22 protein-coding genes and 1 pseudogene are annotated in these 22,407 nt (G+C 64.5%); 9 read left to right on the top strand and 14 right to left on the bottom strand.

Translation table 11 applies throughout. From position 1 onward, the window contains the following. Positions 1-16: 16 nt before the first annotated feature. The gene (locus AC1DX0_RS09870; RefSeq protein WP_477222727.1) at positions 17-901 is read right to left on the bottom strand and encodes an SDR family oxidoreductase; all 885 of its coding nucleotides are present in this window, start codon (positions 899-901) and stop codon (positions 17-19) included. Positions 902-1,000: 99 nt separating this feature from the next. Between AC1DX0_RS09870 and AC1DX0_RS09865 the strand changes: the two genes are divergently transcribed. Continuing rightward, positions 1,001-1,861, top strand: a complete 861-nt coding sequence (locus AC1DX0_RS09865) for a helix-turn-helix transcriptional regulator (protein ID WP_477222728.1) — start codon at positions 1,001-1,003, stop codon at positions 1,859-1,861. Between the two features lie 48 nt (positions 1,862-1,909). On the opposite strand, the gene AC1DX0_RS09860 is transcribed toward AC1DX0_RS09865, so the two are convergent. From AC1DX0_RS09860 to AC1DX0_RS09815, 10 genes are all read right to left on the bottom strand, one after another. After that, positions 1,910-2,410 carry an SRPBCC family protein gene (locus tag AC1DX0_RS09860; RefSeq protein ID WP_477222729.1) on the bottom strand — a complete coding sequence of 167 codons (501 nt, stop codon included), beginning with the start codon at positions 2,408-2,410 and terminating at the stop codon, positions 1,910-1,912. Then, complete coding sequence (locus tag AC1DX0_RS09855) at positions 2,407-3,189, bottom strand: IclR family transcriptional regulator (protein ID WP_477222730.1); 783 nt, start codon at positions 3,187-3,189, stop codon at positions 2,407-2,409. Before AC1DX0_RS09855 ends, AC1DX0_RS09860 begins: the two co-directional genes overlap by 4 nt. Positions 3,190-3,232: 43 nt before the next feature. Then, on the bottom strand, positions 3,233-4,426 hold the full coding sequence (locus AC1DX0_RS09850) for an adenosylhomocysteinase (RefSeq protein ID WP_477222731.1): 1,194 nt from the start codon (positions 4,424-4,426) through the stop codon (positions 3,233-3,235). A gap of 105 nt (positions 4,427-4,531) precedes the next feature. Next, positions 4,532-5,809 (bottom strand): arsenite efflux MFS transporter ArsK, encoded by a 1,278-nt coding sequence (gene arsK, locus AC1DX0_RS09845; protein ID WP_477355159.1) that lies wholly within the window; start codon positions 5,807-5,809, stop codon positions 4,532-4,534. Continuing rightward, the gene (locus AC1DX0_RS09840; protein ID WP_477222733.1) at positions 5,806-7,197 is read right to left on the bottom strand and encodes an NAD(P)-binding protein; all 1,392 of its coding nucleotides are present in this window, start codon (positions 7,195-7,197) and stop codon (positions 5,806-5,808) included. Before AC1DX0_RS09840 ends, arsK begins: the two co-directional genes overlap by 4 nt. Positions 7,198-7,239: 42 nt before the next feature. After that, entirely contained in the window at positions 7,240-7,560 is a 321-nt protein-coding gene (locus tag AC1DX0_RS09835; protein WP_477355156.1) for an ArsR/SmtB family transcription factor, read from the bottom strand. 65 nt (positions 7,561-7,625) lie between these two features. Further along, a complete protein-coding gene (gene arsC / locus AC1DX0_RS09830; RefSeq protein WP_477355153.1) occupies positions 7,626-8,048 on the bottom strand; it encodes an arsenate reductase (glutaredoxin) in 423 nt (140 codons plus the stop codon). Beyond that, on the bottom strand, positions 8,045-9,154 hold the full coding sequence (gene arsB / locus AC1DX0_RS09825) for an ACR3 family arsenite efflux transporter (RefSeq protein WP_477222736.1): 1,110 nt from the start codon (positions 9,152-9,154) through the stop codon (positions 8,045-8,047). The genes arsC and arsB overlap by 4 nt, the downstream gene beginning before the upstream one ends. An 82-nt stretch (positions 9,155-9,236) precedes the next feature. After that, positions 9,237-9,569: an ArsR/SmtB family transcription factor gene (locus tag AC1DX0_RS09820; RefSeq protein ID WP_477222737.1), complete on the bottom strand. Its 333-nt coding sequence runs from the start codon at positions 9,567-9,569 to the stop codon at positions 9,237-9,239. A gap of 66 nt (positions 9,570-9,635) precedes the next feature. Continuing rightward, positions 9,636-11,549, bottom strand: a complete 1,914-nt coding sequence (locus AC1DX0_RS09815) for a diguanylate cyclase (RefSeq protein ID WP_477222738.1) — start codon at positions 11,547-11,549, stop codon at positions 9,636-9,638. A 448-nt stretch (positions 11,550-11,997) separates the two neighbouring features. Between AC1DX0_RS09815 and AC1DX0_RS09810 the strand changes: the two genes are divergently transcribed. After that, entirely contained in the window at positions 11,998-12,507 is a 510-nt protein-coding gene (locus AC1DX0_RS09810) for a pyridoxamine 5'-phosphate oxidase family protein (protein ID WP_477222739.1), read from the top strand. 276 nt (positions 12,508-12,783) lie between these two features. Here AC1DX0_RS09810 and AC1DX0_RS09805 read toward each other — a convergent pair whose 3' ends face one another. Next, positions 12,784-13,617 carry an SDR family oxidoreductase gene (locus tag AC1DX0_RS09805; protein ID WP_477222740.1) on the bottom strand — a complete coding sequence of 278 codons (834 nt, stop codon included), beginning with the start codon at positions 13,615-13,617 and terminating at the stop codon, positions 12,784-12,786. 199 nt (positions 13,618-13,816) lie between these two features. Between AC1DX0_RS09805 and AC1DX0_RS09800 the strand changes: the two are divergent. After that, positions 13,817-14,701: pseudogene (locus AC1DX0_RS09800) on the top strand (LysR family transcriptional regulator); the annotation flags it as partial. Positions 14,702-14,712: 11 nt separating this feature from the next. Here AC1DX0_RS09800 and AC1DX0_RS09795 read toward each other — a convergent pair. Continuing rightward, positions 14,713-15,618: a LysR family transcriptional regulator gene (locus AC1DX0_RS09795; RefSeq protein WP_477222741.1), complete on the bottom strand. Its 906-nt coding sequence runs from the start codon at positions 15,616-15,618 to the stop codon at positions 14,713-14,715. A gap of 93 nt (positions 15,619-15,711) precedes the next feature. Here AC1DX0_RS09795 and AC1DX0_RS09790 point away from each other — a divergent pair, with 93 nt between their 5' ends. From AC1DX0_RS09790 to AC1DX0_RS09770, 5 genes are all read left to right on the top strand, one after another. Beyond that, positions 15,712-16,593 (top strand): aldo/keto reductase family oxidoreductase, encoded by an 882-nt coding sequence (locus tag AC1DX0_RS09790; protein ID WP_477222742.1) that lies wholly within the window; start codon positions 15,712-15,714, stop codon positions 16,591-16,593. Between the two features lie 398 nt (positions 16,594-16,991). After that, a complete protein-coding gene (locus AC1DX0_RS09785; protein WP_477222743.1) occupies positions 16,992-18,890 on the top strand; it encodes an alpha/beta fold hydrolase in 1,899 nt (632 codons plus the stop codon). 107 nt (positions 18,891-18,997) lie between these two features. After that, on the top strand, positions 18,998-19,333 hold the full coding sequence (locus AC1DX0_RS09780) for an ArsR/SmtB family transcription factor (protein WP_477222744.1): 336 nt from the start codon (positions 18,998-19,000) through the stop codon (positions 19,331-19,333). Continuing rightward, positions 19,330-19,824, top strand: coding sequence for an SRPBCC family protein (locus tag AC1DX0_RS09775; RefSeq protein ID WP_477222745.1), 495 nt, complete (start codon positions 19,330-19,332; stop codon positions 19,822-19,824). The genes AC1DX0_RS09780 and AC1DX0_RS09775 overlap by 4 nt, the downstream gene beginning before the upstream one ends. Then, positions 19,814-20,638, top strand: coding sequence for an alpha/beta fold hydrolase (locus AC1DX0_RS09770; RefSeq protein WP_477222746.1), 825 nt, complete (start codon positions 19,814-19,816; stop codon positions 20,636-20,638). The genes AC1DX0_RS09775 and AC1DX0_RS09770 overlap by 11 nt, the downstream gene beginning before the upstream one ends. A 144-nt stretch (positions 20,639-20,782) precedes the next feature. Here the strand turns inward: AC1DX0_RS09770 and AC1DX0_RS09765 are convergent, their stop codons facing one another. After that, positions 20,783-21,673: a LysR family transcriptional regulator gene (locus AC1DX0_RS09765; protein WP_477222747.1), complete on the bottom strand. Its 891-nt coding sequence runs from the start codon at positions 21,671-21,673 to the stop codon at positions 20,783-20,785. Positions 21,674-21,790: 117 nt separating this feature from the next. Between AC1DX0_RS09765 and AC1DX0_RS09760 the strand changes: the two genes are divergently transcribed. Then, positions 21,791-22,407: class I SAM-dependent methyltransferase (locus tag AC1DX0_RS09760; RefSeq protein WP_477355150.1), on the top strand; the 617-nt coding region annotated here is incomplete at its 3' end.

Here is a 22,407-nt window from a genome sequence, read left to right as displayed (position 1 = left end):
CCGCTTTGTCAGCGCCTCAATATCGCATGGCGTCGAGATCGGCGATCAGCGTCGGGCCGGTCGGATGCCAGCCGAGCCGTGCCTGGGTCAGCGCGCTGGAGGCCGGCAGGTCCATCGGCGCGAACATCGCCATCCAGCCGAAATGCTCCGCCGCCTTTTCCGGCGCGATGGAAACGACCGGCAATTTCAGCCCTCGGCCGAGCGCCTCGGCGATGGCACGCACCTCGACGCCTTCCTCGCCGACCGCGTGGTAGCGCGCGCCGGGCTGGCGCTTTTCCACTGCAAGCCGGTAAAGCCGCGCCGCGTCGAGAAGATGCCCAGCAGAAAAGCGGTTGCTGCCTTCGCCGACATAGGCCGAAACACCTTTTTCACGCGCGATCTCGATCAGCGGCGTGATCAGCCCCTGCTTGACCGGATTGTGGACCTGCGGCAGGCGCACCACGGACACGTTGACGCCAGCCTCCAGCAAGGCATTTCCGGCGAGTTCCGAGGCGATGCGCGGATTGGGATGGCTGGCGTTGAAGACGTCCTCGACCGCCGGCTGGCCGTGGCCGGGGCTGCCCATGCCGACGCCTGATGTGATCACCAGCGGCCGGTCGGATCCGGCAAGGGCGGCGCCGAGGGCGGCGATCACGCGCTTGTCCTTTTCGCAGTTCTCGGCAAAGCGCGAAAAATCATGATCGAAGGCGGTGTGGATCACGGCGTCCGCCTTGGCCGCGCCGTCGCGCAGACCGTCTGGCTCTTCAAGGGTTCCCCGATGCACCTCGGCGCCGGCGGCGGTGAGTGCCTCGGCGCCGGCATCGGAGCGGGTGACGCCGACCACCTGATGGCCGGCCTGGATGAGTTCGGGAACGATGGCCGAGCCGATGAAACCGGTCGCGCCGGTGAGAAAGATACGCATGCAAAATCTCCTGCAGTTGCCTGCGTAATATCGACGGTCTATTATTCCATTAAAGTAGTGATCTTATCATGGTATAATTGCTAACAGGATGGCGACAGAATGCCCACCAATTCCCCCGGCACGCTCGCTGCCTTCCTGAAGGACCGGCGCACCCGGCTCGATCCCTCTTCGTTCGGCTTCTCCGGCCGCCGGCGCACGCCGGGGCTGCGCCGCGAAGAGGTCGCCCAGCGCGCCAACATCAGCCCGACCTGGTACACCTGGCTGGAACAGGGCCGTGGCGGCGCGCCTTCGGCCGATGTGCTGAACCGCATCGCCAAGGGACTGCTTTTGACCGAGGCGGAGCGCGAACATCTCTTCATGCTCGGGCTCGGGCGCCCGCCCGAGGTCCGTTACCGGGGCGACGAAGGCGTCAGCCCGCGGCTGCAGCGCCTCATCGACACGCTCGATGCCAGCCCTGCCTTGATCAAGACCGCGACCTGGGACGTCGTTGCCTGGAACCGCGCCGCCGAGATCGTGCTGACCGATTATGGCAGCATCCCCGCCGGCCGACGCAACGTCCTGCGCTTCATGTTCCTGACGCCCCACATCCGCGCCAAGCAGCACGATTGGCAAAACCTCGCCCGTTTCGTGGTCGGCGCCTTCCGCGCCGATGCGGCGCGCGCCGGCGCGGTCTCCGAGGTCACCCAGTTGGTGGACGAACTGTGCAGCGGCAGCGCCGAGTTCGCTGAGTTGTGGCAGGAGAACGACGTGCTCGCCCATGGCGACGGAACAAAGCGCCTGAAGCACCCGGAACTGGGTGACATCGAGCTGGAATACTCATCCTTCGCGGTCGACGGCAGACCGGATTTGAACCTGACCGTCTACAACCCGATCGACAGCAAGGTCGCCGACCGTATCCGCGCGTTGGCTAGAGCAATTCCAGGAAAAAGTGTGAACGGTTTTCCGTCCGGAATTGCGTAAAAAAAGGACTTAGAGCGGTTCGCCGTTTCCGTGAAACGGTGAACTGTTCTAAGCGCCCCAGGGAGTGAAGACCGGCGTCGCTGCGATGGCGGCCGTCCTTGCCCAGCGCCGCTCGCACACCGCCTTCAGGATCTGCAAGGTCGGCCCCCAATAGAGATCGGCATGCGGGCGGATCGCCGGCTCGGCGAAATCGCTGAGCGTCAGCGTCAGCAGCGTTCCCCCATCCGCCGGCGCCAGGGCGAAGCTGACCAGCGTGTGGTTTTCCGGCATATCCGCCAGCCGCGAGGCCGACAGCGTGCTCCAATTGCTGTAGGCGAAACTCTTCTCGGGCTCGAAGGCGCGGACGGTGCCATGGTTCTCGAATGGCATGCCATGCAGCAGCCCACGGATCACGATCGCGCCGCCCTCATGTCCCTCCAGGCTGACGGTCAGCTCTTCGTCCGACATCCATTGCGGGATCATTTCGGGTGCCGTCAGCACCCGCCAGAGCTTGGCCGGCGCGGCGCCAATGGCAACGGTCTTGACGATTGGTTCGGAGGGATCGGTCATGGCGCGCTTTGGGCTGATGGCTCGGGCGCCAGCACCAGCCCGATCTCCTGCGCCGCCCGCGCGGCATGGCGGCGCACGGTGGCAAGGTCGAGCATGCTGTAGCTGGTCGCTACATAGGGCACGGTGAGTGCCGCGACCGAATGGCCGAACGGCCCGATGACCGGAAAGGCAAGATCGATGACGCCCGGCTGCAACCCGTCCGCCACCTCCTCGTGGCCGGCAGCACGGATGCGGGCAAGCGCGCGCTCGACATCGGCCTTTTCATCAGGGATGCCAGAGGCTTGCAGCCATTGATTGACTCTGTCCTGCGGCTGGAACGCCATCAGCGTGCGGCCGGTGGCGGTGGCAAACAGCGGAAACTCGGCACCGACGCGCACGCGGAAACCGAACGCCGCCGGACTTTCCACCTGCGCCAGGATCAGCACCCGTCCAGCATTGTGGACGCCGAGATTGCAGGATTGCTGGATGGCGTCCGACAGCCGCCGCATCGACGGCAGCGCCGCCTGGACGAGGCCGCGCAACGGCTCGTGCCGGTGCGCCAGTTCGAACAGGCGCGGCGACAGGAAATAGAGTCCGGCCGGGCGATCGCGAAAAATGTAGCCGCGCCGCTCCAGCGCCTGCAGCACGCGGTAGATCTGGTGGATCGAGCGGCCGACCGCTTCGGAAATCTGGCCCTGGTTCAGCCCGTCCTTCTGCTCGGCCAGCAGTTCGATGATGTCGAACGCCTTTTCCAGGGCCGGTACCGAATAGTCCGGCGCGTCAGCAATTTTGCCAGCCATGCAGCTTTCCAGGATCAGAATCAGGAATTGTGGGCAAGTATAGTCAGCATGCCGCCCCCATCGTAGCCATCATCAGCCGGGCGATGCGCCGGTTGATGTCGTCGGGCACCGGCTGCGCGCCCGCCGCCAGCCCCTCGCCTTTCAGTACCCGCTCCAGCGACAGCGCCTGCAGCATGAAGCCGATATCCATGGATTCGATCGAATTGCCCTTCGGCTCGACGCCGGCAAGGTTGAACATGCGCCCTTCGGCGACGAGGATGACATGGCGGCCATTGGCGAGGTCGAGACGCCGCAAGGTACCGTCCAGATCGGTGGTGCCGGTCGTCATGGCGGCGAGACCCTCGGTGTCGATCTCCCACGGAAAGTGCCCGGAATTGGCCAGCACCGCGCCATCCTGCATGGCGGCGATCGCCTCGGCCGGCAGCACGCCGGCCCGACCTGTGGCGGTGATGAACACCTGCGCCCACGGTGCCAGTTCCGCCAGCGGCGCCACCCGGTAGCCGTCGAGGGCCGCCTCCAGCGCCTTGATCTCGTCGACCTCGACGACCGCCACGCGGCCGCCGAGCGCCCGCAAATATTGGGCGATGCCGCGCCCGCACCAGCCATAGCCGATGATGCAGAAGCGGCGGCCGGGGATCATCAGATTGGTGACACGCATGAAGCTTTCGACCACCGACTGGCCGACCGCGTGCTTGTTCTCGCCGATCGCCTTCAGTGGGCTGTCATTGATGACGATGGAGGGGAACGGCACCTTGCCGGCCAGCTCGCCGCGCAGCCGGTCGCCGCCCGACGTCGTCTCCTCGGTGCCGCCCAGGATGGACGCCGCCCTGCCGCGTTCGACAATGCCGGCGGCAAGGTCAGCGCCATTGTCGAGCAGCATGTCGGGCTGTGCGTCCAGCACGCGCGCCAGATTGGCATGATGGTCGGCGAGCGTATCGGCGCGGCGGCCGAACACGCCGATGCCCTGGCTCTGCAGGAAGGCGACGACATCGTCCTGCGTCGAACCGTGATTGCCGGTGCCGATTATCTCGGCGCCGCCTTCGGCCAGCACTTCGAGCAGCACCGCCGTCTTCGGCTCGATATGCAGCGACATGCCGATGCGCTTGCCGGCGAAAGGGCGGCTGGCGCGGAACTCCTCACGCAGCGTGGCCAGCATCGCCATGCGCGAGCGGATCCAGGCGACACGGCCGCGGCCGCGCTCGATCAGTTCCGCATTCGCCGGATTGACCTGGGTCATTCAAAGTCTCCAACACATACAAAAAAGTTTTTTGCATATGACGGGATGCACGGAAGATCGTCAAGCCCCGGCGCTTGGGGCGTCATTCGCGCAAGGCGTGCCTGATTACTGCGAATGCGGGGAGGCCATTGCCGTTCCGAGCGGCGCCGCGTTCGGCGCGGCCGGATCGGTCGCGCCACCTATTTGACCCCTGCGCGATTGCCGGCTGATCAGCGCGACGGCGGTGAAGGCCGTGATGCCGAACAGACCGACCACGACATTCAGCCACAAGGCCGGGAAAACGCCGAGGCCCGATATCATCAAGGTGAGGCCGAACGGSGCGAAGGCSGAACWGAACTGMCGCGCYGCCGTGATCCASCCGACATAGGARCCGTAGCGKTCRTGGCCGAACAGTTCGAGCGGCAGCGTGCCSSMGACGATGCTCATCAGGCCCGAGCCGAAGCCGAAAAGCACGGCAAACAGCATGGCGCCGGGAACCGAGGGCGCCACCAGCAGCAGCACCGCAAGGCCGCCGGCCAATGCTGCGGTCGCGCCGAGCGCCAGCGATGTCTGTGTCAGGCCCCGGCCGAACAGCATGTTGACCAGCCGGCTCGCCACTTGCGACGGGCCAAACAGGCTTGCGACCAGCACCGAGGCTCCGCCGAGACCGACCATGCTGAGCAGCGGCACCATCTGCACGAGAACAGCCGAAAGCATGAAGCCTTCTATGGCAAATCCGGTCAGCACCAGCATGAACAGCGGCGACCATCGCTGGCCGGACGCGGGGCCAGACATGCCTGATGTGACCGGAACGATCCTCTCCCGGGCCTTGCCGGTGCGGCCGGAAAGCCGGGCCAGCCACCAATGGATCGGCAGGCAGACAAAGGCGTTGAGCGCGGCAAAGAGAACGAGAACCTCGCGCCAGCCAAGATGCTGGTGCAGCAGCGTCGTCAGGGGCCAGAACAGGGTCGAGGCGAAGCCAGCGATCAAGGTGAGATGAGTGATGCCGCGGCCCGCGCCGCCGAGTTGCACGATGGCGACGAAGGCCGTGCTGTAAAGGACGAAGCAGGAGGCGAGCTCCATGGCCAGCACGCCGAAGGCAAAGCCGGCACGTCCCGGCGCCAGCGCGCATAAAAGCAGCGCCCCCGCCGCCGCCAACGATCCCAGCACCATCAGGCGCCCTGCCCCGACACGGTCCGCGAGGTTGCCCGCGAACGGCGCCAGGATGGCGCTTGCCAAGAGCGACACCGACAGCACGGCGAACACCCATTGCTGCGACCAGGCGAGCTCCGCCGCCACCGCCGGCGCCAGGATGCTGTAGCTGTAATAGAGCGTGCCATAGCCGATGATCTGGGTGGCACCCAGCGCCCAGATGGCCGAGGCAGGGATCTTGCCGTCGCTCACGCGGCGGCTTCCATCTTGCCGGTGCAGCCGCAACCGCTTTTGCCGGCGGCCTTGGCGTCGGCATCCGCGACGCAGCAGGCATCGATCGCCGCCGGCGCCGGCCCGCCGCAACAACCCTGCGATGCGCGGCCTGCCGGCACGGTGCAGACACCGGTTTCGGGCAGCACCAGTTGCACCGCATCGGCCGCCGCCATGTCGCCGGCGATCGCCGCCGCGACCGAGCGGACCTGCTCGTAGCCGGTCAACAGCAGGAAAGTCGGCGCACGGCCATAGCTCTTGATGCCAACCGTGTAGAAACCGGGTTCCGGATGGCCGAGCTCGCGATGGCCGTGCGGCGGCACGTCGCCGCAGGAATGCTCGTTGGGATCGATGAGCGGACCGAGCGCCTTGACGCTTTCCAACCACGGATCGAGATCGAGCCTGAGCTCCCGGGTCAGCGACAGGTCAGGGCGCTGACCGGTCGCGGCGATGATGCGGTCGACGGGGCCAAGTTGAGCCAAGCCCTCCTCGCTTTGCCCCTCGACGATCAGCCGACCCTCATGCTCTCGGATCGCAAGCGTCGCAAAGCCCGTCGCCAGCCTGACGCGGCCGCTTTCGGCGAGGTCGCGCACATCGGCGCCGAGTTCGCCGCGCGCCGGCAGTTGGTCGGCGTCGCCGCCACCATAGATGCGCACGAGGTCGGTTCCACGCACCGCCCAGATGAAGGCCGTGCCGGGCTCGGCCTCCGCCAGGCTGGCAAGGTCGAGCAAGGCGTTGGCCGCTGAGTGGCCGGAACCGGCAACCAGTGTCGTGCGGCCGGCATAGAGCGTGCGGTCGCGACCCAGGACATCCGGAATGCCGTAGGCGATGCGACCAGCGAATTCCGCCTCGCCCTCCGCCGCGATACCGCCGGCGCCGAGCGGATTGGGCGTGCGCCATGTCCCCGAGGCGTCGATGACGGCCCGGGCGCTGTCACGCCTGATACCATCGGCGGTTTCGACGACGAGCATGAAGGGCCGCGTCGCGCGCTCACTGCCGCGCACTTTGTCGGCGCCCCAGCGCGATATGGCGACGACACGCGCATTGGTTTCGATCGCCGGCGCAAGTTCCGGCAGATTGGCGAGCGGTTCGAGATAATCCGCGACGAGTTCATCGGCTGTCGGAAACGCTTCCGCGTCCGGCATCTGCCAACCATGGCTTTCGAGCAGCCGGCCGGCCGCCTTGTCGACGCAATAGCGCCAGGGCGTGAACACKCGGACATGGCCCCAATCGCGCAAATTGGCCGCGACACCGCTGCCGGCCTCATAGAGCTTTACCGGCAGGCCCCGGGCCAAGAGATGAACGGCGGCCGCCAGGCCAACCGGGCCGGCGCCGATGACAGCGATGGGCAGATCGTTTTGTGTGGCCATAGCTTCTATCCTTCCAGTATTATCGAAATAACAGGCAAAAAATTATGCGGCCGCGTCACCAGCCGCCGGATTGCAAGCCACATCGGCGCAGCATTCGTCGGCSAGGAAGCCGATGAGGTCGTTCATSATGGGATAGTTGGCGCGGCAGATCAGCGTCGTCGCCTGCCGCTCCTGSSTSACCAGSCCKGTSAGGATCAGCCGGTGCAGATGRTGCGACARCGTCGAGGCGGCGATKCCGAGGCTYTCCTGCAGRRWGCCGACCGGCCKGCCCGCYKCRCCGGCCCGGACCAGRATGCGATAGAGRTTSARCCGCGTCGGATTKCCGAGCGCTTCCAACTGCTTCGCTGCTTGTTCGAGTTTCATGGAAATAACATGCCGCCAGCGACAAGAGTCGTCAAGCCTTATTTCGAAAAATACCGAAATAGGACTCAGATGACCTGCTTGCCGCCGGCATCGACGACGACCTCGCCGTCCTCCTTGATGAACGGGCCGATATCCGGGTTGGGCAGGATATCGAGCACCGCTTCCGATGGCCGGGCGAGCACGACGCCGAGCGGCGTCACCACGATCGGCCGGTTGATCAGGATCGGATGCGCCAGCATGAAATCAAGAATCTCGTCGTCGCTCCATTTGGCATCGCCAAGGCCGAGTTCCGCATAGGGCGTGCCCTTCTCGCGCAGCAGGTCGCGCGGGGTCATCGCCATCGCCTCGATCAGYTCGACSAGYTTTTCGCGCGAYGGCGGYGTCTTCAGATATTCGATCACCTCCGGYTCCTCGCCGGACTGSCKGATSATCGCCAGCGTGTTGCGCGASGTGCCACAGGMMGGGTTGTGATAGATGGTGATRGTCATTGCGGTGTCCTTTCGCGAGACGCGGTGTTGCGGACGGCGGCCCCCTGTTCGTACCAACCCCTGCTTCGGTTCACGATCCACACCACGGAAAGCATGACGGGAACTTCGATCAGCACACCCACAACGGTTGCCAGTGCCGCACCCGAATTCAGCCCGAAAAGCGCGATCGCGGCTGCGACCGCCAGTTCGAAGAAATTCGATGCACCGATCAGGGCCGATGGTCCGGCCACGCAATGCCGCTCACCGGAGAGCCGGTTGAGCATATAGGCCAGACCGGAGTTGAAATAGACCTGGATCAGGATCGGTACCGCCAGCAGCGCGATCACCATCGGCTGGGCGATGATCTGCTCGCCCTGGAAACCGAACAAGAGCATCAGCGTCGCCAGCAGGGCAATCAGCGACAAGGGCTGCAATGCTGCCAGCAGCGCATCGAGCCCGCCTTGCCCCTTAGCCGCCAGCAACCGCCAGCGAACCAGTTGGGCAACGAGCACCGGCAGGACGATGTAAAGGGCAACCGATAGCACCAGCGTGCCCCATGGCACGGTGATCGCCGACAGCCCAAGCAGCAGGCCGACGATGGGCGCGAAGGCAACGATCATGATCGCGTCGTTGAGCGCCACCTGCGACAGCGTGAAGTTCGGCTCGCCGCGCGTAAGGTTCGACCAGACGAACACCATGGCCGTGCAAGGTGCGGCTGCAAGAATGATCAACCCGGCTATGTAGGAATCGATTTGCGCGGCTGGCAACCAGGACCGGAACAGCCAGCCGATGAAGAGCCAGCCCAGCAGCGCCATGGAAAACGGCTTCACCGCCCAGTTGATGAACAGCGTGACCCCGATCCCTCGCCAATACGTGCCGACGCCGGCCAACGAGGCGAAATCGACACGCAGCAGCATCGGCACGATCATCAGCCAGATCAGCACGGCGACGGGGATGTTGACCTTGGCGATTTCGGCGGACGCGATCGCGCCGAACACCCCCGGCAGCAGATGGCCGAGGGCAACACCAGCGACGATGCACAGCGCCACCCACACCGTGAGGTATTTTTCGACGAAGCCGATGCTCGGCCGCGCCGTTTCACCGGCATTCAGAATGTGATCTGACATTGTGATTCCTCCAGGCTCAGCCTGCCTTGGGCAGGTTGCGGCCGATCTCGTCCAGTCGCTTCCGCAGGGCGAACCGACCACCTCAACATTTGCAGGTCATCGCCTGGATGATCGGCTGGCAAAGCTCCGGCGCGCCGTTGCAGCAATCCTCCATCAGATAGGCCAGCAGATCGCGAAATCCGGTCATGTCGGCCGTGTAGCGGATGCTGCGCCCGTCGCGTTCGGCATGCACCAGCCCGGCCTGGCCGAGTATCTTCAGATGCGCCGACATGGTGTTCTGCACCGTGCCCAGCCTTGTGGCGATCTCGCCGGCCGGCACACCCTCGGCCCCGGCCCGGACCAGAAGCCGGAACACCTCCAGCCTGGTTTCCTGGCCGAGTGCTGCGAGCGCCAGCAATGCTGTTGTCTTGTCCATAAATCCATATATCCAGATTTATGGATTAATAGCAACCGACGATGACATCGATATGACAGCCAGGGCTCACGCTTTGCGCTGGGAACCCGTCGAGCGTGGTTCGCTGAGATGCGGGCGCCAGCCATGCACGCGGTCGCGCCCCGCGGCCTTGGCGCCGTAAAGCGCCTCGTCGGCGCGCCGCAGCAGATCGGCGATCTCGATATCAGCACTGCCGTCGAAGGTGCCGACCCCGATGCTGACGGTCACGACGCCCTTTTCGCTGCCGGCATGCGCAAGCCCGAGCTCGCGCACCTTGCCCCGCAGCGTTTCGGCGATGACGAAGGCGCCCCGCGCGTCGGTTTCGGGCAGGACGATCGCGAACTCCTCGCCGCCATAGCGGGCCGCCGCGTCGGCCGGCCGCCGCGCCGTCGCCTCGATGCAGCGGCTGACGGCGCGCAGGCATTCATCGCCCGCCGGATGGCCATACTGGTCGTTGAAGCGCTTGAACCAGTCGACATCGATGATGAGCAGGCTGAGCGGCGTGATGTTGCGCCGGCCGCGGGCGAATTCGCGCGCCAGCGCGTCGTCGAAGGCGCGCCGCGTCAACAGTTCGGTCAACCCGTCGCGGTGCGCCAGCAGGTTCAGCTTCTCGTTGGCGGCCAGCAGTTCGGCCTCGATCTGCTTGGCCTCGGTGATGTCGGAAAACACGCTGAGGCTGCCGCCATCGCCGGTCGGACGGGTCCGCACATCCAGCCAGCGCCCGTCGGCAAGCCGCACCTGGCGGTGGCTGGCCTGCGTCTGCAAGACCATGATGTCGGCGATCCAGTCCTCGGCCGCGTCGGGCGGCGTGACGCTTTCGCCGCGTGCAACCGAGGCGCGCAAGATGTCGCGGTGGTTTGAACCCGGCACCCTGATGTCGGCGGTCTTCGGAAACAGCGCGCGGTACTGGGCGTTGCACAGCATCAGCCTGCCGTCGGGGTCGAACATCACCAGGCCGTCGGCCATATGCGTCAGCGCGTCTCCGAGCCTGGCCTGGCTTTCCGCCAGTTCGGTCTCCAGTTGCTTGCGCTGGGTGATGTCGCGATTGTGCGTGATCAGGCCGATGACGGCCCCGGTCCTGTCGCGAAACGGCGCCTTCAGCGTCGCCAGCCAGGCATCGGTGCCGTCCTCATGGTGCAGGCGCTGCTCGATGGTGGTGGAGACGCCCGATGCCAACACCGCAAGCTCGTCCGCGCGGAATTCCTGCGCCGTTTCCCGGGGATAAAAATCGAAATCCGTCTTGCCGATCAGCGCCTTCGCGTTTGCCGCCTGCATCAGTTCGGCCGTTGCCGGATTGGCGGCGATGAACCGCCCGTCGAGATCCTTGACGTTGAGGCAATCGGGCAGCGTCTCGACAACGGCCTTGAAGATGCGCCTCGACTGCAGCGCTTCCAGGCGCCGCCGCTCCTGGTAGATCGCCAGCCCCGACATCGCCACGGAGACAAAGATGAGCAGGCTGGAGGGGAACACCACTTTTGGCAGGACCGTCTCGATAATGGACCGCGGCAGGACACTAAGGCCAAGCAGCGAACCGCACGCGGCCGCCGCACCCAGGATCATGATATCGCGCATGGTGGGGGCGCGGCCCCTCAGCGCAAGATTGCCGGCAATGCCGATCAGCATGGTGGCCGCGATCCCGACCGCGCCGGCGAAGGCGCCGATGCCACCCTCGAAAACCCGGAAGGCGCCGGCCATGACGCCGGCGACAATGCCGGCAACAGGACCACCGAAGAAGCCGGCAACCGCAATCATCGTCGCCCGGAGATCGACCATGACGCCCGGCTGCAACTGCATCGGCGTCAGCATCAGGATGATGGCGCCGGCGCCCATCAGCAGGCCGAAGGCCGCAGCCTTTACAACGGCCGGCCTGCGATCCAGCCACACATGCGTGTGGATCCAGACCGAAACGAACATCGCAACGACCGCAAGATTGGCCAGCAATTCGGACCAGGGCGAACCCATGCTTCACACGTCCATCGCACGTCGGCCATGCGCGACGCGGCCCCCGTGGATACGCCGGGCAAGGAAACAAAGCGTTACGGACCGGCTTTGGATTGTTTGGAATATGGTTTCCCTGGGATAGCCGGGATCACCACCGACCGGCTGCAGCTTTGCGCGACGACATGCATTCCAGCATGAGAACAGACACTTAAGCGCGCCGGTTGAATCTGTTTCGACCCGGCAGTTTGACGCTCGCGGCAGGGATTACCCGTGCCGTTCGCACCGGTTCTGCTCGCACCGGCATCAGCAATCGAACCCACTAATCAGTGTTGATAGTCGCTGACACTGGCCAGCTTTGCTCGCCGCCGGGTTGTTAATTATTACGAACACCACTCAACGAAATTCCCCAGGGAACGTCGCGGCCGGACGCGAGTTGTACCAGCGCAATCCAATCCCCGGAGGACAGTTTATGGCCAAGCGTCAAGAGCAACAGACGGATCTGACTCCAGCCGAGGCGACTGATCGCATCTGGCAGCTCGCCAAGGAAATCGACGTCTGCATGTTTGTGACGTGGGACGGCGAATACAATCGAGCCAGGCCGCTCTCCGCGCGCGTGTTCCGCGAAGAAAACGCCATCTACTTTCTCGTGAATGACGACAGTGCCAAGAACAAACAGCTGTCGAAATATCCGAAGGTTACGTTGGCCTGGAGTGACAGCAGTCACTACAAATACGTCACTATCTCCGGTGCTGCCGCAGTGAACAATGACAGGAAAAAAATCGCCGAGTTGTGGGAGAAGACTGACGCGGCATGGTGGGACAACGCCGAGGATCCCGAAATTCGTCTGATAACGGTCACACCTGACGAGGGCGAACTGTGGGACAGCCCAGGACTGATCGTGGCAACTGCAAAGATGGTGTTTGCGGCTGTCACCGGTTCCAAGCCGAATGTGGGCGACAATGCCAAGGTCGATCTCTGAAAAGATAGACCGCTATCACTTGTCGGAGCCACATATGTGCGATCCCGCGACGACGCCGTTGCAGGTTGCTGGGGGGCAGTTGCCGGGGAAAATGGACGAGTTCGGCCAGGATACCCCCTCGGTCAGGCGGGTCAGCCGGCAGAGCATGCGGCACTTTTCGTCCTGCTTGGTTAGGGCGAAATTACTTATACCGATGGAAGCGTATTTGGTGCCAATGGCGGCACAGGCGCAATCTGAACGCAGGTAAGAGTGCCTGCGACGCCAATGGAATTTCAATCAAGGCTCGATAGCCAGTGAGCTCGACAACTCGCGATAGGCTTCGATCTGCTTCTGCAATGTCGCGATCTTCTGCTCAGCCGTGGCGATGGCATCGGCGCCGGCCAGGAAGCGCCGGGGAAGCGCGGCCTCCTTGTCCAGCGTGATCAGGGCCTGCGCCAGTTTTGCGGGGTCGCCGCCCTGTGTGCTGTTCGCACCGGTCCAGAAGGCCTCCTGCTGCGCACGGCGCGCGCTGTAGTCCGCGATCGCGAGATCGGCATACTGGGTCGATTCCTCGGTGAGAAGTTCGGTGCGGAAGAAGCCTGGATTGACGATCATTGTCTCGATCCCGAACGGCGAGACCTCGACCTGCAGCGCTTCCATCCAGCCGTCGAGACCGAACTTGGACGCCGAATAGGCGGTGCAGAATTCGTAACCCATAAGGCCCGCCGTCGATGAGATCGAGATGATCCTGCCCGATCCCTGCTTGCGCATCGCGGGCAGAAAAGCGCGGGTGACATTCATCGGGCCGACAAGGCTCGTGGCCAGTTGCAGGTCCATCTGCCGAGGCGACAGTTCCTCGAAATAGCCGGCCTGGAAGCTGGCCGCGTTGTTGACCAGGACGTCGATGCGGCCAAAGCGTTCGATGGTGGCCTTGGCAGCCGTTTGCGCGTCGGCGCTGCTGGTGACGTCCAGCTTGACCACCAGAAGCCTGTCCGATTGACCGACCGCCTTCGCCACCTTGTCCGTATTGCGGCCGGTAGCGACCACCTGATGGCCGGCGGCGAGCGCTGCCCTGGCAATATGCAGGCCCATGCCTCGCCCGGCGCCCGTGATGAACCAAACTTTGCTCATGTTCCGAAATCCCTTCGTTGATGGGGCTAATGCATGTCGCCCAAAAGTGACCTCGGTTTTGGGACGACGACATGCATAAAAACAAAGACCTAAAGCGTGTCGCATGAATCCGTTTCGACGCGACGCGCTTTAGGTAGCCCCTGCTACGAAACGGGATTAGATGGTATTATCGGCATGAACCTAGAAATGGGATTGATGAATGCGAAGGCAGAATGTGAACGACCTTCTGGCCTTCATCGCGGTCGCCCGTGAGCAGAGTTTCACCAGGGCGGCTGCCAGGCTCGGCGTATCGCAGTCTGCCTTGAGCTATACGATCCGCACCCTGGAGGAGCGGCTTGGCCTCCGAGTTCTGACCCGCACGACCCGCAGCGTCGCCCTGACGGAGGCCGGCGAGAGGCTTCTAAGCAGCATCGGACCAAGGTTCGATGAAATCGAACGCGACATCCAGGCATTGGGGGAAATGCGCGACAAGCCGGCCGGCACGGTCAGGATCAATTCCGTCGAGCACGCCGCTGAAACCATCCTCTGGCCGGCCATGGCTCGGTTGCTGCCCAACTACCCGGATGTGAACGTCGAGATCATTTCGGACTATGGTTTGATCGACATCGTGGCGGAACGCTACGACGCCGGCGTGCGACTTGGCGAACAGGTGGACAAGGACATGATCGCGATGCGCATCGGTCCTGATTTCCAACAGGCGGTGGTTGGCGCACCGGCTTACTTCGAAGGCCGGGCGCTCCCGGGCACGCCGCAGGACCTCACCGAGCACCAGTGCATCAACATGCGTCTGCCGACGCATGGCGGTTTCTATATCTGGGAATTTCGCAACGATGACCGCGAATTGAAGGCCCGCGTCCAGGGTCGCGCCGTGTTCAATTCCATAAGCCTGATACGACAAGCGGCGCTCGACGGATTGGGGCTTGCCTATCTGCCGTTGGACGTGGTCGAGCCTGATATCACCGCCGGCCGGCTGCTGCGCGTCCTGGACGACTGGTGCACACCACGCCCGGGCTATCACCTCTACTATCCGGGCCGCCGCCAGCCTTCACCGGCCTTCGCTCTCGTTCTCGAGGCGCTTCGCCACCATTCCACACCTCAACCCCAGCGCATCGTGCCGACAAAATCGATGAAGGCGCGCAGCGGCGCCGGTGTCAGGCGGCGGCCGGGGTAGTAGAGGAACGGGCCGGAAAACTCCTGCCACCACGGCTCGAGCACCGGTTCCAGCCGGCCATCGTCGAAATAGGGGCGCAGCCAGTCCTCGAACAGCGAGACGATGCCGCCGCCGGCGATCGACACCTCGAGCGCCAGCGCCATGGCCGTGCCGGTGCTGACCAGCAGCGGGCCGGTCGGTTCGACGCTCACCACCTCGCCGTCGCGTTCGAATTCCCAGGGCGGCGTCAGGCCACTGGCGAAGCGTCCGCGCAGGCAGGCGTGATCGAGCAGGTCGCGCGGGTGCTCGGGCCGGCCATGCCGGTCGAGATAGGCCGGTGCGGCGGCAGTGGCGTAGTGCTGCCGGCGAGGGCCGATCGGCACCGCGATCATGTCCTGCTCCAGCCGCTCTTCATAGCGGATGCCGGCGTCGCAGCCGCTCGCCAGTATGTCGACGAAACTGTCCTCGGCGGTCACTTCGACCCTGATGTCGGGATAGGCGGCAAGGAAAGGCGGCAACAGTCGCGGCAGCACCAGTTTCGCCGCGACGACGGGCACGTTGAGCCGCAGCGTGCCGGCCGGGCGGCCGCGAAAGCCATTGACCACGTCGAGCGCCGCCTCGACTTCGCCAAGCGCCGGGCCGAGCCGTTCCAGCAGCCGCGCGCCGGCCTCGGTGGGTGCGACGCTGCGCGTCGTGCGGTTGAGGAGCCGAACGCCGAGCCCGGTCTCCAGCCGCCGCACCGTCTCCGAGAGGCTGGAGGCGCTGACGCTGCTCACCCTGGCCGCCTCGCGAAAACCGCCGGCGCGCGCCACCGCCATGAATGCCTGGAGGTCGCCGAGATCCGTTGCCATTGTTCGCCCTTCCGCACAGGGTGTACCGATTGCACCATATTATCGTGCAGGCGCGCCTTGTCTATATCTGGCTGATCCAAAGGAGATGAGACCATGACCGACATCAGCAAAGCCGGAACTTTCAAGCTCGGCGACCGCACCGTGAAACGCCTCGGCTACGGCGCCATGCAACTGGCCGGACCGGGCGCCTTCGGCCCGCCGAAGGATCGTGACGCCGCCCTCGCCGTGCTGCGCGAGGCGATCGCCAGCGGCGTCGACCACATCGACACCAGCGATTTCTATGGCCCGCACGTCACCAACCTGATCATCCGCGAGGCGCTGCACCCCTACCCTGCCGGTCTCACCATCGTCACCAAGATCGGCGCCCGCCGCGACGACAGGGGCGCATGGCTGCCGGCGATGGCCGCTGACGAGCTCCGCCAGGCCGTGCACGACAATTTGCGCAATCTCGGCCTCGATGCGATCGACGTGGTGAACTTCCGCCGCACCGACGGCCTGCATGAACCGTCCGAGGGCTCGATCGCCAAGGAGGTGACAGTTCTGGCGGAACTGCAACAGCAGGGCCTTGTCAAGCATATCGGGCTGAGCAACGTCACCCTCACCCAGGTCGAGGAGGCGCGCCGCATCGTGCCGATCGTCTGCGTGCAGAACCTCTACAACATAGCCCACCGCAACGACGATGCGCTGATCGACAAGCTGGGTGCTGCCGGCATCGCCTATGTGCCGTTCTTCCCGCTCGGCGGCTTCACCCCGCTGCAGTCGGACACGCTGGCCAGCGTCGCCAGGAAACTCGGCGCCACCCCGATGCAGGTGGCGCTCGCCTGGCTCCTGCGCCGCGCGCCCAACATCCTGCTTATCCCCGGCACCTCGTCGGTCGGCCACCTCCGTGAGAACCTGGCGGCGGCCGAACTCGACCTGCCGCGCGAGGCGATCGATGTGCTGAACGGCATCGCGGGTGAGAAGGCGGCCGCCTGAGGCGGTTAGAAGACCCTCTTGCCGGGCAGCGGGTTTCCTGCCCGGCAAAGGGAGGCCGACACGCTTCCGATATCGGCACCCCCACCCAAACGACGACATCCCAAGATCAACAGGCGGGAATTCGAAGTCGAACCAAGACTTCGAATTCCCGCCTTTGCTTTATCATTTGGAGTGGACTTCAGCGCCCACAGGGATAAGATGTATTGCATCTGGTGCTTGGAAGTATTTGGCGGGGAAGCAAGAGCCTGGTCCTGGCGGAGCATAAGCCGGGTCGGAGCGTTGATGCGCGGGTTGGGGTCCCATCGCAACCGGTCGCGACAGCTTGAGCCGTACCCGACGCAGAGCCGTGAACCGGCATCTGCAAGGCATGATTCATTGCCAAAAAAGGGGGAACGGGCATGTCAGTCGAGGGCTTTACGCGCGGTGTCGAGAGTGCTGACGGACCACCGGTTCTGGTCGTCATTCTGCATGGTTGGCGGTCCACGCCGGAAAGGGTTGGGGGCGTCGCACAGGCCAGCCGGGAGGCGCTGGGCCAGGACGACGGCGGAACGAGGCACCGCGTCGATACCTATGTCCCGAAGCTCCCCTATCATCTGGCTCTCAGCACGAAACGCGCCATCGACATCGTACTGGAGATTGTACGCGAAATCGACGAGCTGGTGCGCAAAGAGCCGGCTTATGAGCGGATCATCCTTGCCGGACACAGCATGGGCGCGACCATCGCGCGACGGGTGTTTCTCGTTGCGGCGGGCAATCCGCCCGGATTCCGGGCCGAAGGAAAATTTGACAAGCAGGGGCCACGCGGCTGGGCCGCCAAGGTCGAGCGGATTGTGTTGTTGGCAGCCTTCAACCGCGGCTGGCAGATTTCGCCGCGCCTGAGCTGGAAATATTCCATCGGCCTGAACATTTGCGGGCTGCTTGGGCATCTTGCGCCGAAAGGCTGGGTTCCCACCATCTTCGACATCAGGCTGGGCGCCCCGTTCATGGTCCAGACGCGCCTGCACTGGCTGGCTTACCGCCGCCAATGCCTCGCGGCCGGCGCCGGCAACGCCGCATCGCTGTCCGCCGCAAGCCAGCCTGCGGCGCCGCCGCCTGAACCCATCCTGATCCAGCTCATCGGCAGCCGGGACGATCTCATATCCCCGTTCGACCAGGTCGACATCGCGGTCGACGGCAACTCGTCGGGCAATCGCACCTATTTTCTGATCCAGTTCAATGAAACCGACCATATGAGTGCGATCCACTTTACTGGATCCGGCAGCGAGGCGGCGGCGGCCTCGGCCCGTAAAGAGAGATTTGTGCACGCGCTGACGGATACCAGGGAAGACCTGGCGAAGATCGCTTCCGATCCGGATTTGCTGATCGACGAGATCGACAAACCCGACGAGACCGTCGAGCAGACGGTATTCGTCATTCACGGCATCCGAGACGATGGTTTCTGGACCCATCGTGTCGCCGAAAAAGTCCGCGCGCTGACCAAGCGGCCGACCGTCTTCCGCGCCTGGACGCCGACCTACGGCTATTTCGCCATGCTCCCCTTCATCCTGCCTTGGATCAGGCGCCAGAAGGTGGAATGGTTCATGGATCAGTATGTCGGCGCGGTGGCGCAATATCCGAATTCGAAATTCCACTATGTCGGTCATTCCAACGGCACCTATCTCGCGGCCCGCGGCCTCCAGGATTATCCAGCCTGCGTCTTTGACCATGTCTTGTTCGCTGGCAGCGTCGTGCGCTGCAGCTATGACTGGCTGTCACTCGTCGAAAATCGCCGGGTTGCCCGCGTGCTGAACGTCGTTGCCAGCGCGGACTGGGTCGTGGCTCTGCTTCCAAAGAGCCTCGAGTGGTTCAAGAAATTCGACCTCGGAGGCGCCGGGTTCGACGGCTTCGACCAAGCGGGGCCGCAAGCTCCGCCCCATCCGGCGATCGCACAGCGTGAGTTCGTCCAGGGCAGTCATGGCGCTGGCATAGCGGAGGGCCAGTGGGAAAACATTGCGCGGTTTGTCGTCCATGGCCACGTGCCGGCCGACAACGCCCCAGGCTTTGTCAGGCAACAGCCACGATGGCTCAAGGCCTTGTCCGGCACGCACGCCGTCTTATGGGCAGGGGCGGCGATCGCGGGCCTGCTCGTGCCGGCGGCGATAATCTCGTCTCGAGTTGACGAATTGCTTTGTCTGTTCCGTTCCGAGCGGTTTTGTCTCCCTCCCCTTGCCTCGTTGACTTCCCACGAGGATGTGGTGCGGGTGATCGTTCTGGTCCTCTACCTGCTTGCCCTGAAATTCTTCATCACCCGTTTCTGATCGGCGGAAAGGCCCGCGCCTGATGCCGCGCTACGGCGCCAAGCCGTTGACAAGATCGGCACGCGCTTATACAGAACCAATTAGTTCCAGAACTACATGGTTCCATAATGACTCATCAAATCTCCCTCGACGACACATTCGCCGCCCTCGCCGACCCCACACGCCGGGCGATCCTGGCCCGGCTGCTTGACGGCGAAGCGTCGGTCGCGGAACTGGCGCAGCCCTTTGCGCTCACCGTGCGTGCCGTCTCCAAGCATGTCGGCGTGCTGGAACAGGCTGGCCTCGTCACCCGCAGCCGCGCGGCGCAAAAGCACCTCAGCCGCATCGAGCTCAAGCCGCTGCGCGACATCGACCGCTGGCTCGATGATTACCGCAAACTCTGGGAAGACCGTTTCGATCGCATGGAAGACCTGCTGCGGCGCGGCGCGGACAGACCGGAATGAGCGCGCCTGCACCCGCCGACCGCAGCTTTGCCATCGAGCGGATTTTCAACGCCCCGGTCGAGCGCGTCTTTAAGCTGTGGACCGATCCGCATCTGGTGGCGCAATGGTGGGGCATCAAGGACTGCACCATTCCCCATTGCGCGATCGATTTGCGCGTCGGCGGTCGCTGGCGCATCGACATGCTGACCGCCAGTGGCGCGCTCTACCGTAACCAGGGCAGCTATCTCGAGATCGTCGAAAACGCCAGGCTGAGCTACCGCGACGAACCGGACCCCGAAATCCAGGAATGGGCCGGCAAGCCGCCCGGCCAAAGCCGCCATACCGTAACCTTCACGCCCACCGGCGCGCGCACCTATGTCCATTTCGAAGTCACCTTGGCCAGCACCGCCGACCGCGAACGCCTGCTGGCGCTCGGCATGCGCGGCGGCTGGATGCAGAGCTTCGACCGGCTGGAACAGTTGATAGCCACGGGAGCCCACCATGCTGGCTGAAAGCGCCAGGCCGACCACGCAAGCCGTGTTGTCGGGGGATGGAACGCCGATCGCCTGCGAGCGCCGCGGCCAGGGTCATCCGCTCATCCTTGTCGACGGCGCGCTCTGCTCCCGCACCATGGGACCGAGCCTTCAGCTGGCCAAGGCGCTGGAAGGCAGCTTCACCGTGTTCCGCTACGACCGCCGTGGCCGTGGCGACAGCGGCGACACCTTGCCCTACGCGGTCGAGCGCGAGGTCGACGACATCGAGGCCGTGCTGCAGGTTGCCGGTGGCGAGGCCTGTGTCTGGGGCATGTCTTCAGGCGCCATGCCGGCGCTGTTGGCGGCAGCCCGCCTGCCCGGCATCCGGAAACTCGCACTCTACGAAGCGCCACTGATCGTCGACGACAGCCGCGCGACCACGCAAGGCGACTGGGCAACGATCAGGCAAGCCATAGCTGACGGCCGTCGTGGCGACGCCGTAACCGCCTTCCTCAAATCGGTCGGCACGCCCGGCCTGCTCATCGCTTTCATGAAGCTGACGCCGATCTGGCGCAAGCTCAAGGCAGTGGCGCATACGCTGCCTTATGACGGCGCCATCGTCGCCGGCGACCAGCTCGGCAAGCCACTCGATCCCGCCCGCTGGGCCGCGTTGAAAGTGCCGACGCTCGTCACCGATGGTGGCAAGAGCCCGCCATGGATGCAGCACGGCAACAAGGCGCTGGCCGAGGCGGTGCCCAATGCCAGCTACCGAACGCTGCCCGGCCAGAACCACATGCTGAAAGCCGCCGCGCACGCGCCTGTGCTGACGGAATTCTTCAACAAGCGGGATTAGGCGTGGGCGATAACCTCAAGCAGGCACAAGGAAATCCTCCCACCGCCGCCTTCTTCGACGACACGTGCGGCAACTTCATCGTGATGGCTGAACAAAGCCCGTGACCGCGCCGCCGTCGGGGTGACCGGTAGCGGCAGCGACCTATCAAGCCGGTCCTGATGGCTGCGGCAAGAGGCCCTCGAACAACGCGCTCTGGTCGCGGATCGCCGCCACCATGTGCTCGCGAAACACCCTGACGCGCTTGGTTCGCCGGAGGTCCGGATGGTAGAGCAGCCACAGCCCGAGATCATGGACCGGGTCCGGCTCACGAAAACGCTCCAGCTCCTCGGCGCTGTCACCCATGAAGCAGGGCAGATAGGCGAGGCCCAACCCCTGTTTCAGGGCGGCGAGCGTCAGCAGCGTGTCATCGACGAAGAAACTGTGATGGTGATCCGGGCAGGCCGCATGGGTCCAGGATTGGTGGAAGGCGCAGCACTCCACCCCGACCCACAGCGGCCTGGCGCCGCTGGCGCGCAACCCGCTGAGATAGCGCCGCTCTCCGTAGACGGCCGACGCCACATTGGTGAGCCGCGTGCCGACCAGCGTGTCGAGCGGCGTGTTGGTCAGCCGGATGGCGATGTCGGCATGGCGTTCGGCAAGGCTGACATATTTGTTGGAGACCTGCACATGCAGCCGGATGTCCGGATAGGCCTCGCTGAAGCCGGCGAAGATCGGCATCAGCACGGATGAAGCCATGTTGTTGATCGCCGACACCCTGAGCTCGCCTGCGACACGGTCTTCCTGACCACCGAGCGCGCCCTCGACCTCGAGCACCTCCATCTCCATCTTGCCGGCCGCCATTCTCAGTTCGTCGCCTGCCGGCGTCAGCTCGTAGCCGGATTTCTTGCGTTCGATCAGCCGCGTGCCGAGCTGCGTCTCCAGCAGCCGGATGCGCCGCGACACGGTGGAGTGCTGGATGTTCATGCGTTTTGCGGCGCCGCTTATCGAGCCGTCGCGCGCGACGGCCAGGAAAATCCGCAAGTCATCCCAATGCATCCTGGACCCCGATCCGTGCAATTTTGCAAAATGGGCGTCGAGATTTCGAGAATGGCACCAGAACTACGCGATCCCTAGGCTTTCCGGCAAGGCAATAGTGCCTTCGCGGAGGAAGCCATGACCATGCAGCAACCGATTTTCGATCCGGCAAAGTTCAAGGAAACCACCCGCAAGCAATGGGACAGTGCCGCCGAGGCCTGGAACCGCTGGGGTCCGCTGTTGACCCGCTGGCTCGGACCCGCCACCGAACTGATGCTCGACATGACCGATGTCGGCAAGGGCAGCCGCGTCCTCGACGTCGCCGCCGGTGCCGGCGAACAGACGCTGACGGCCGCGCGGCGTGTCGGGCCGACGGGCTATGTGCTGGCCACCGACATCTCGGCGGGCGTTCTGAACTTTGCCGCCGAGAATGCGAGGCTGGCCGGCTACGCCAATGTCGACACCGCCGTCGCCGATGGCGAAATGCTGGATGCCATTTCGGCCGAACCGTTCGACGCGGTGATCTCGCGCGTCGGGCTGATCTATTTTCCCGACCAGAACCGGGCGCTGGGCGGCATGCGCGATCATCTGAAGCCGGGTGGCAAGGTCGGCGCCATCGTCTATTCCACTGCCGACAGGAACCCGTTCTTCTCGATCCCGGTTGGCATCATCCGCCGCCGTGCTGCGCTGCCCGCGCCCCTGCCCGGCCAGCCCGGACCGTTCAGCCTGGGCGACCCGACGGTGCTGGCCAAGCG

This window comes from Mesorhizobium sp. P3_A9, assembly GCF_056402975.1.
The sequence above is the reverse complement of the archived record's forward strand: the minus strand, read 5'-3'. Positions and strand labels throughout refer to the sequence as shown.

Excerpts from the sequence above, each read along its gene's own strand:
- AC1DX0_RS09870 (WP_477222727.1), bottom strand. The coding sequence starts at position 901 with ATGCGTATCTTTCTCACCGGCGCGACCGGTTTCATCGGCTCGGCCATC.
- AC1DX0_RS09865 (WP_477222728.1), top strand. The coding sequence starts at position 1,001 with ATGCCCACCAATTCCCCCGGCACGCTCGCTGCCTTCCTGAAGGACCGG.
- AC1DX0_RS09860 (WP_477222729.1), bottom strand. The coding sequence starts at position 2,410 with ATGACCGATCCCTCCGAACCAATCGTCAAGACCGTTGCCATTGGCGCC.
- AC1DX0_RS09855 (WP_477222730.1), bottom strand. The coding sequence starts at position 3,189 with ATGGCTGGCAAAATTGCTGACGCGCCGGACTATTCGGTACCGGCCCTG.
- AC1DX0_RS09850 (WP_477222731.1), bottom strand. The coding sequence starts at position 4,426 with ATGACCCAGGTCAATCCGGCGAATGCGGAACTGATCGAGCGCGGCCGC.
- arsB (WP_477222736.1), bottom strand. The coding sequence starts at position 9,154 with ATGTCAGATCACATTCTGAATGCCGGTGAAACGGCGCGGCCGAGCATC.
- AC1DX0_RS09820 (WP_477222737.1), bottom strand. The coding sequence starts at position 9,569 with ATGGACAAGACAACAGCATTGCTGGCGCTCGCAGCACTCGGCCAGGAA.
- AC1DX0_RS09815 (WP_477222738.1), bottom strand. The coding sequence starts at position 11,549 with ATGGGTTCGCCCTGGTCCGAATTGCTGGCCAATCTTGCGGTCGTTGCG.
- AC1DX0_RS09810 (WP_477222739.1), top strand. The coding sequence starts at position 11,998 with ATGGCCAAGCGTCAAGAGCAACAGACGGATCTGACTCCAGCCGAGGCG.
- AC1DX0_RS09805 (WP_477222740.1), bottom strand. The coding sequence starts at position 13,617 with ATGAGCAAAGTTTGGTTCATCACGGGCGCCGGGCGAGGCATGGGCCTG.
- AC1DX0_RS09795 (WP_477222741.1), bottom strand. The coding sequence starts at position 15,618 with ATGGCAACGGATCTCGGCGACCTCCAGGCATTCATGGCGGTGGCGCGC.
- AC1DX0_RS09790 (WP_477222742.1), top strand. The coding sequence starts at position 15,712 with ATGACCGACATCAGCAAAGCCGGAACTTTCAAGCTCGGCGACCGCACC.
- AC1DX0_RS09785 (WP_477222743.1), top strand. The coding sequence starts at position 16,992 with ATGTCAGTCGAGGGCTTTACGCGCGGTGTCGAGAGTGCTGACGGACCA.
- AC1DX0_RS09780 (WP_477222744.1), top strand. The coding sequence starts at position 18,998 with ATGACTCATCAAATCTCCCTCGACGACACATTCGCCGCCCTCGCCGAC.
- AC1DX0_RS09775 (WP_477222745.1), top strand. The coding sequence starts at position 19,330 with ATGAGCGCGCCTGCACCCGCCGACCGCAGCTTTGCCATCGAGCGGATT.
- AC1DX0_RS09770 (WP_477222746.1), top strand. The coding sequence starts at position 19,814 with ATGCTGGCTGAAAGCGCCAGGCCGACCACGCAAGCCGTGTTGTCGGGG.
- AC1DX0_RS09765 (WP_477222747.1), bottom strand. The coding sequence starts at position 21,673 with ATGCATTGGGATGACTTGCGGATTTTCCTGGCCGTCGCGCGCGACGGC.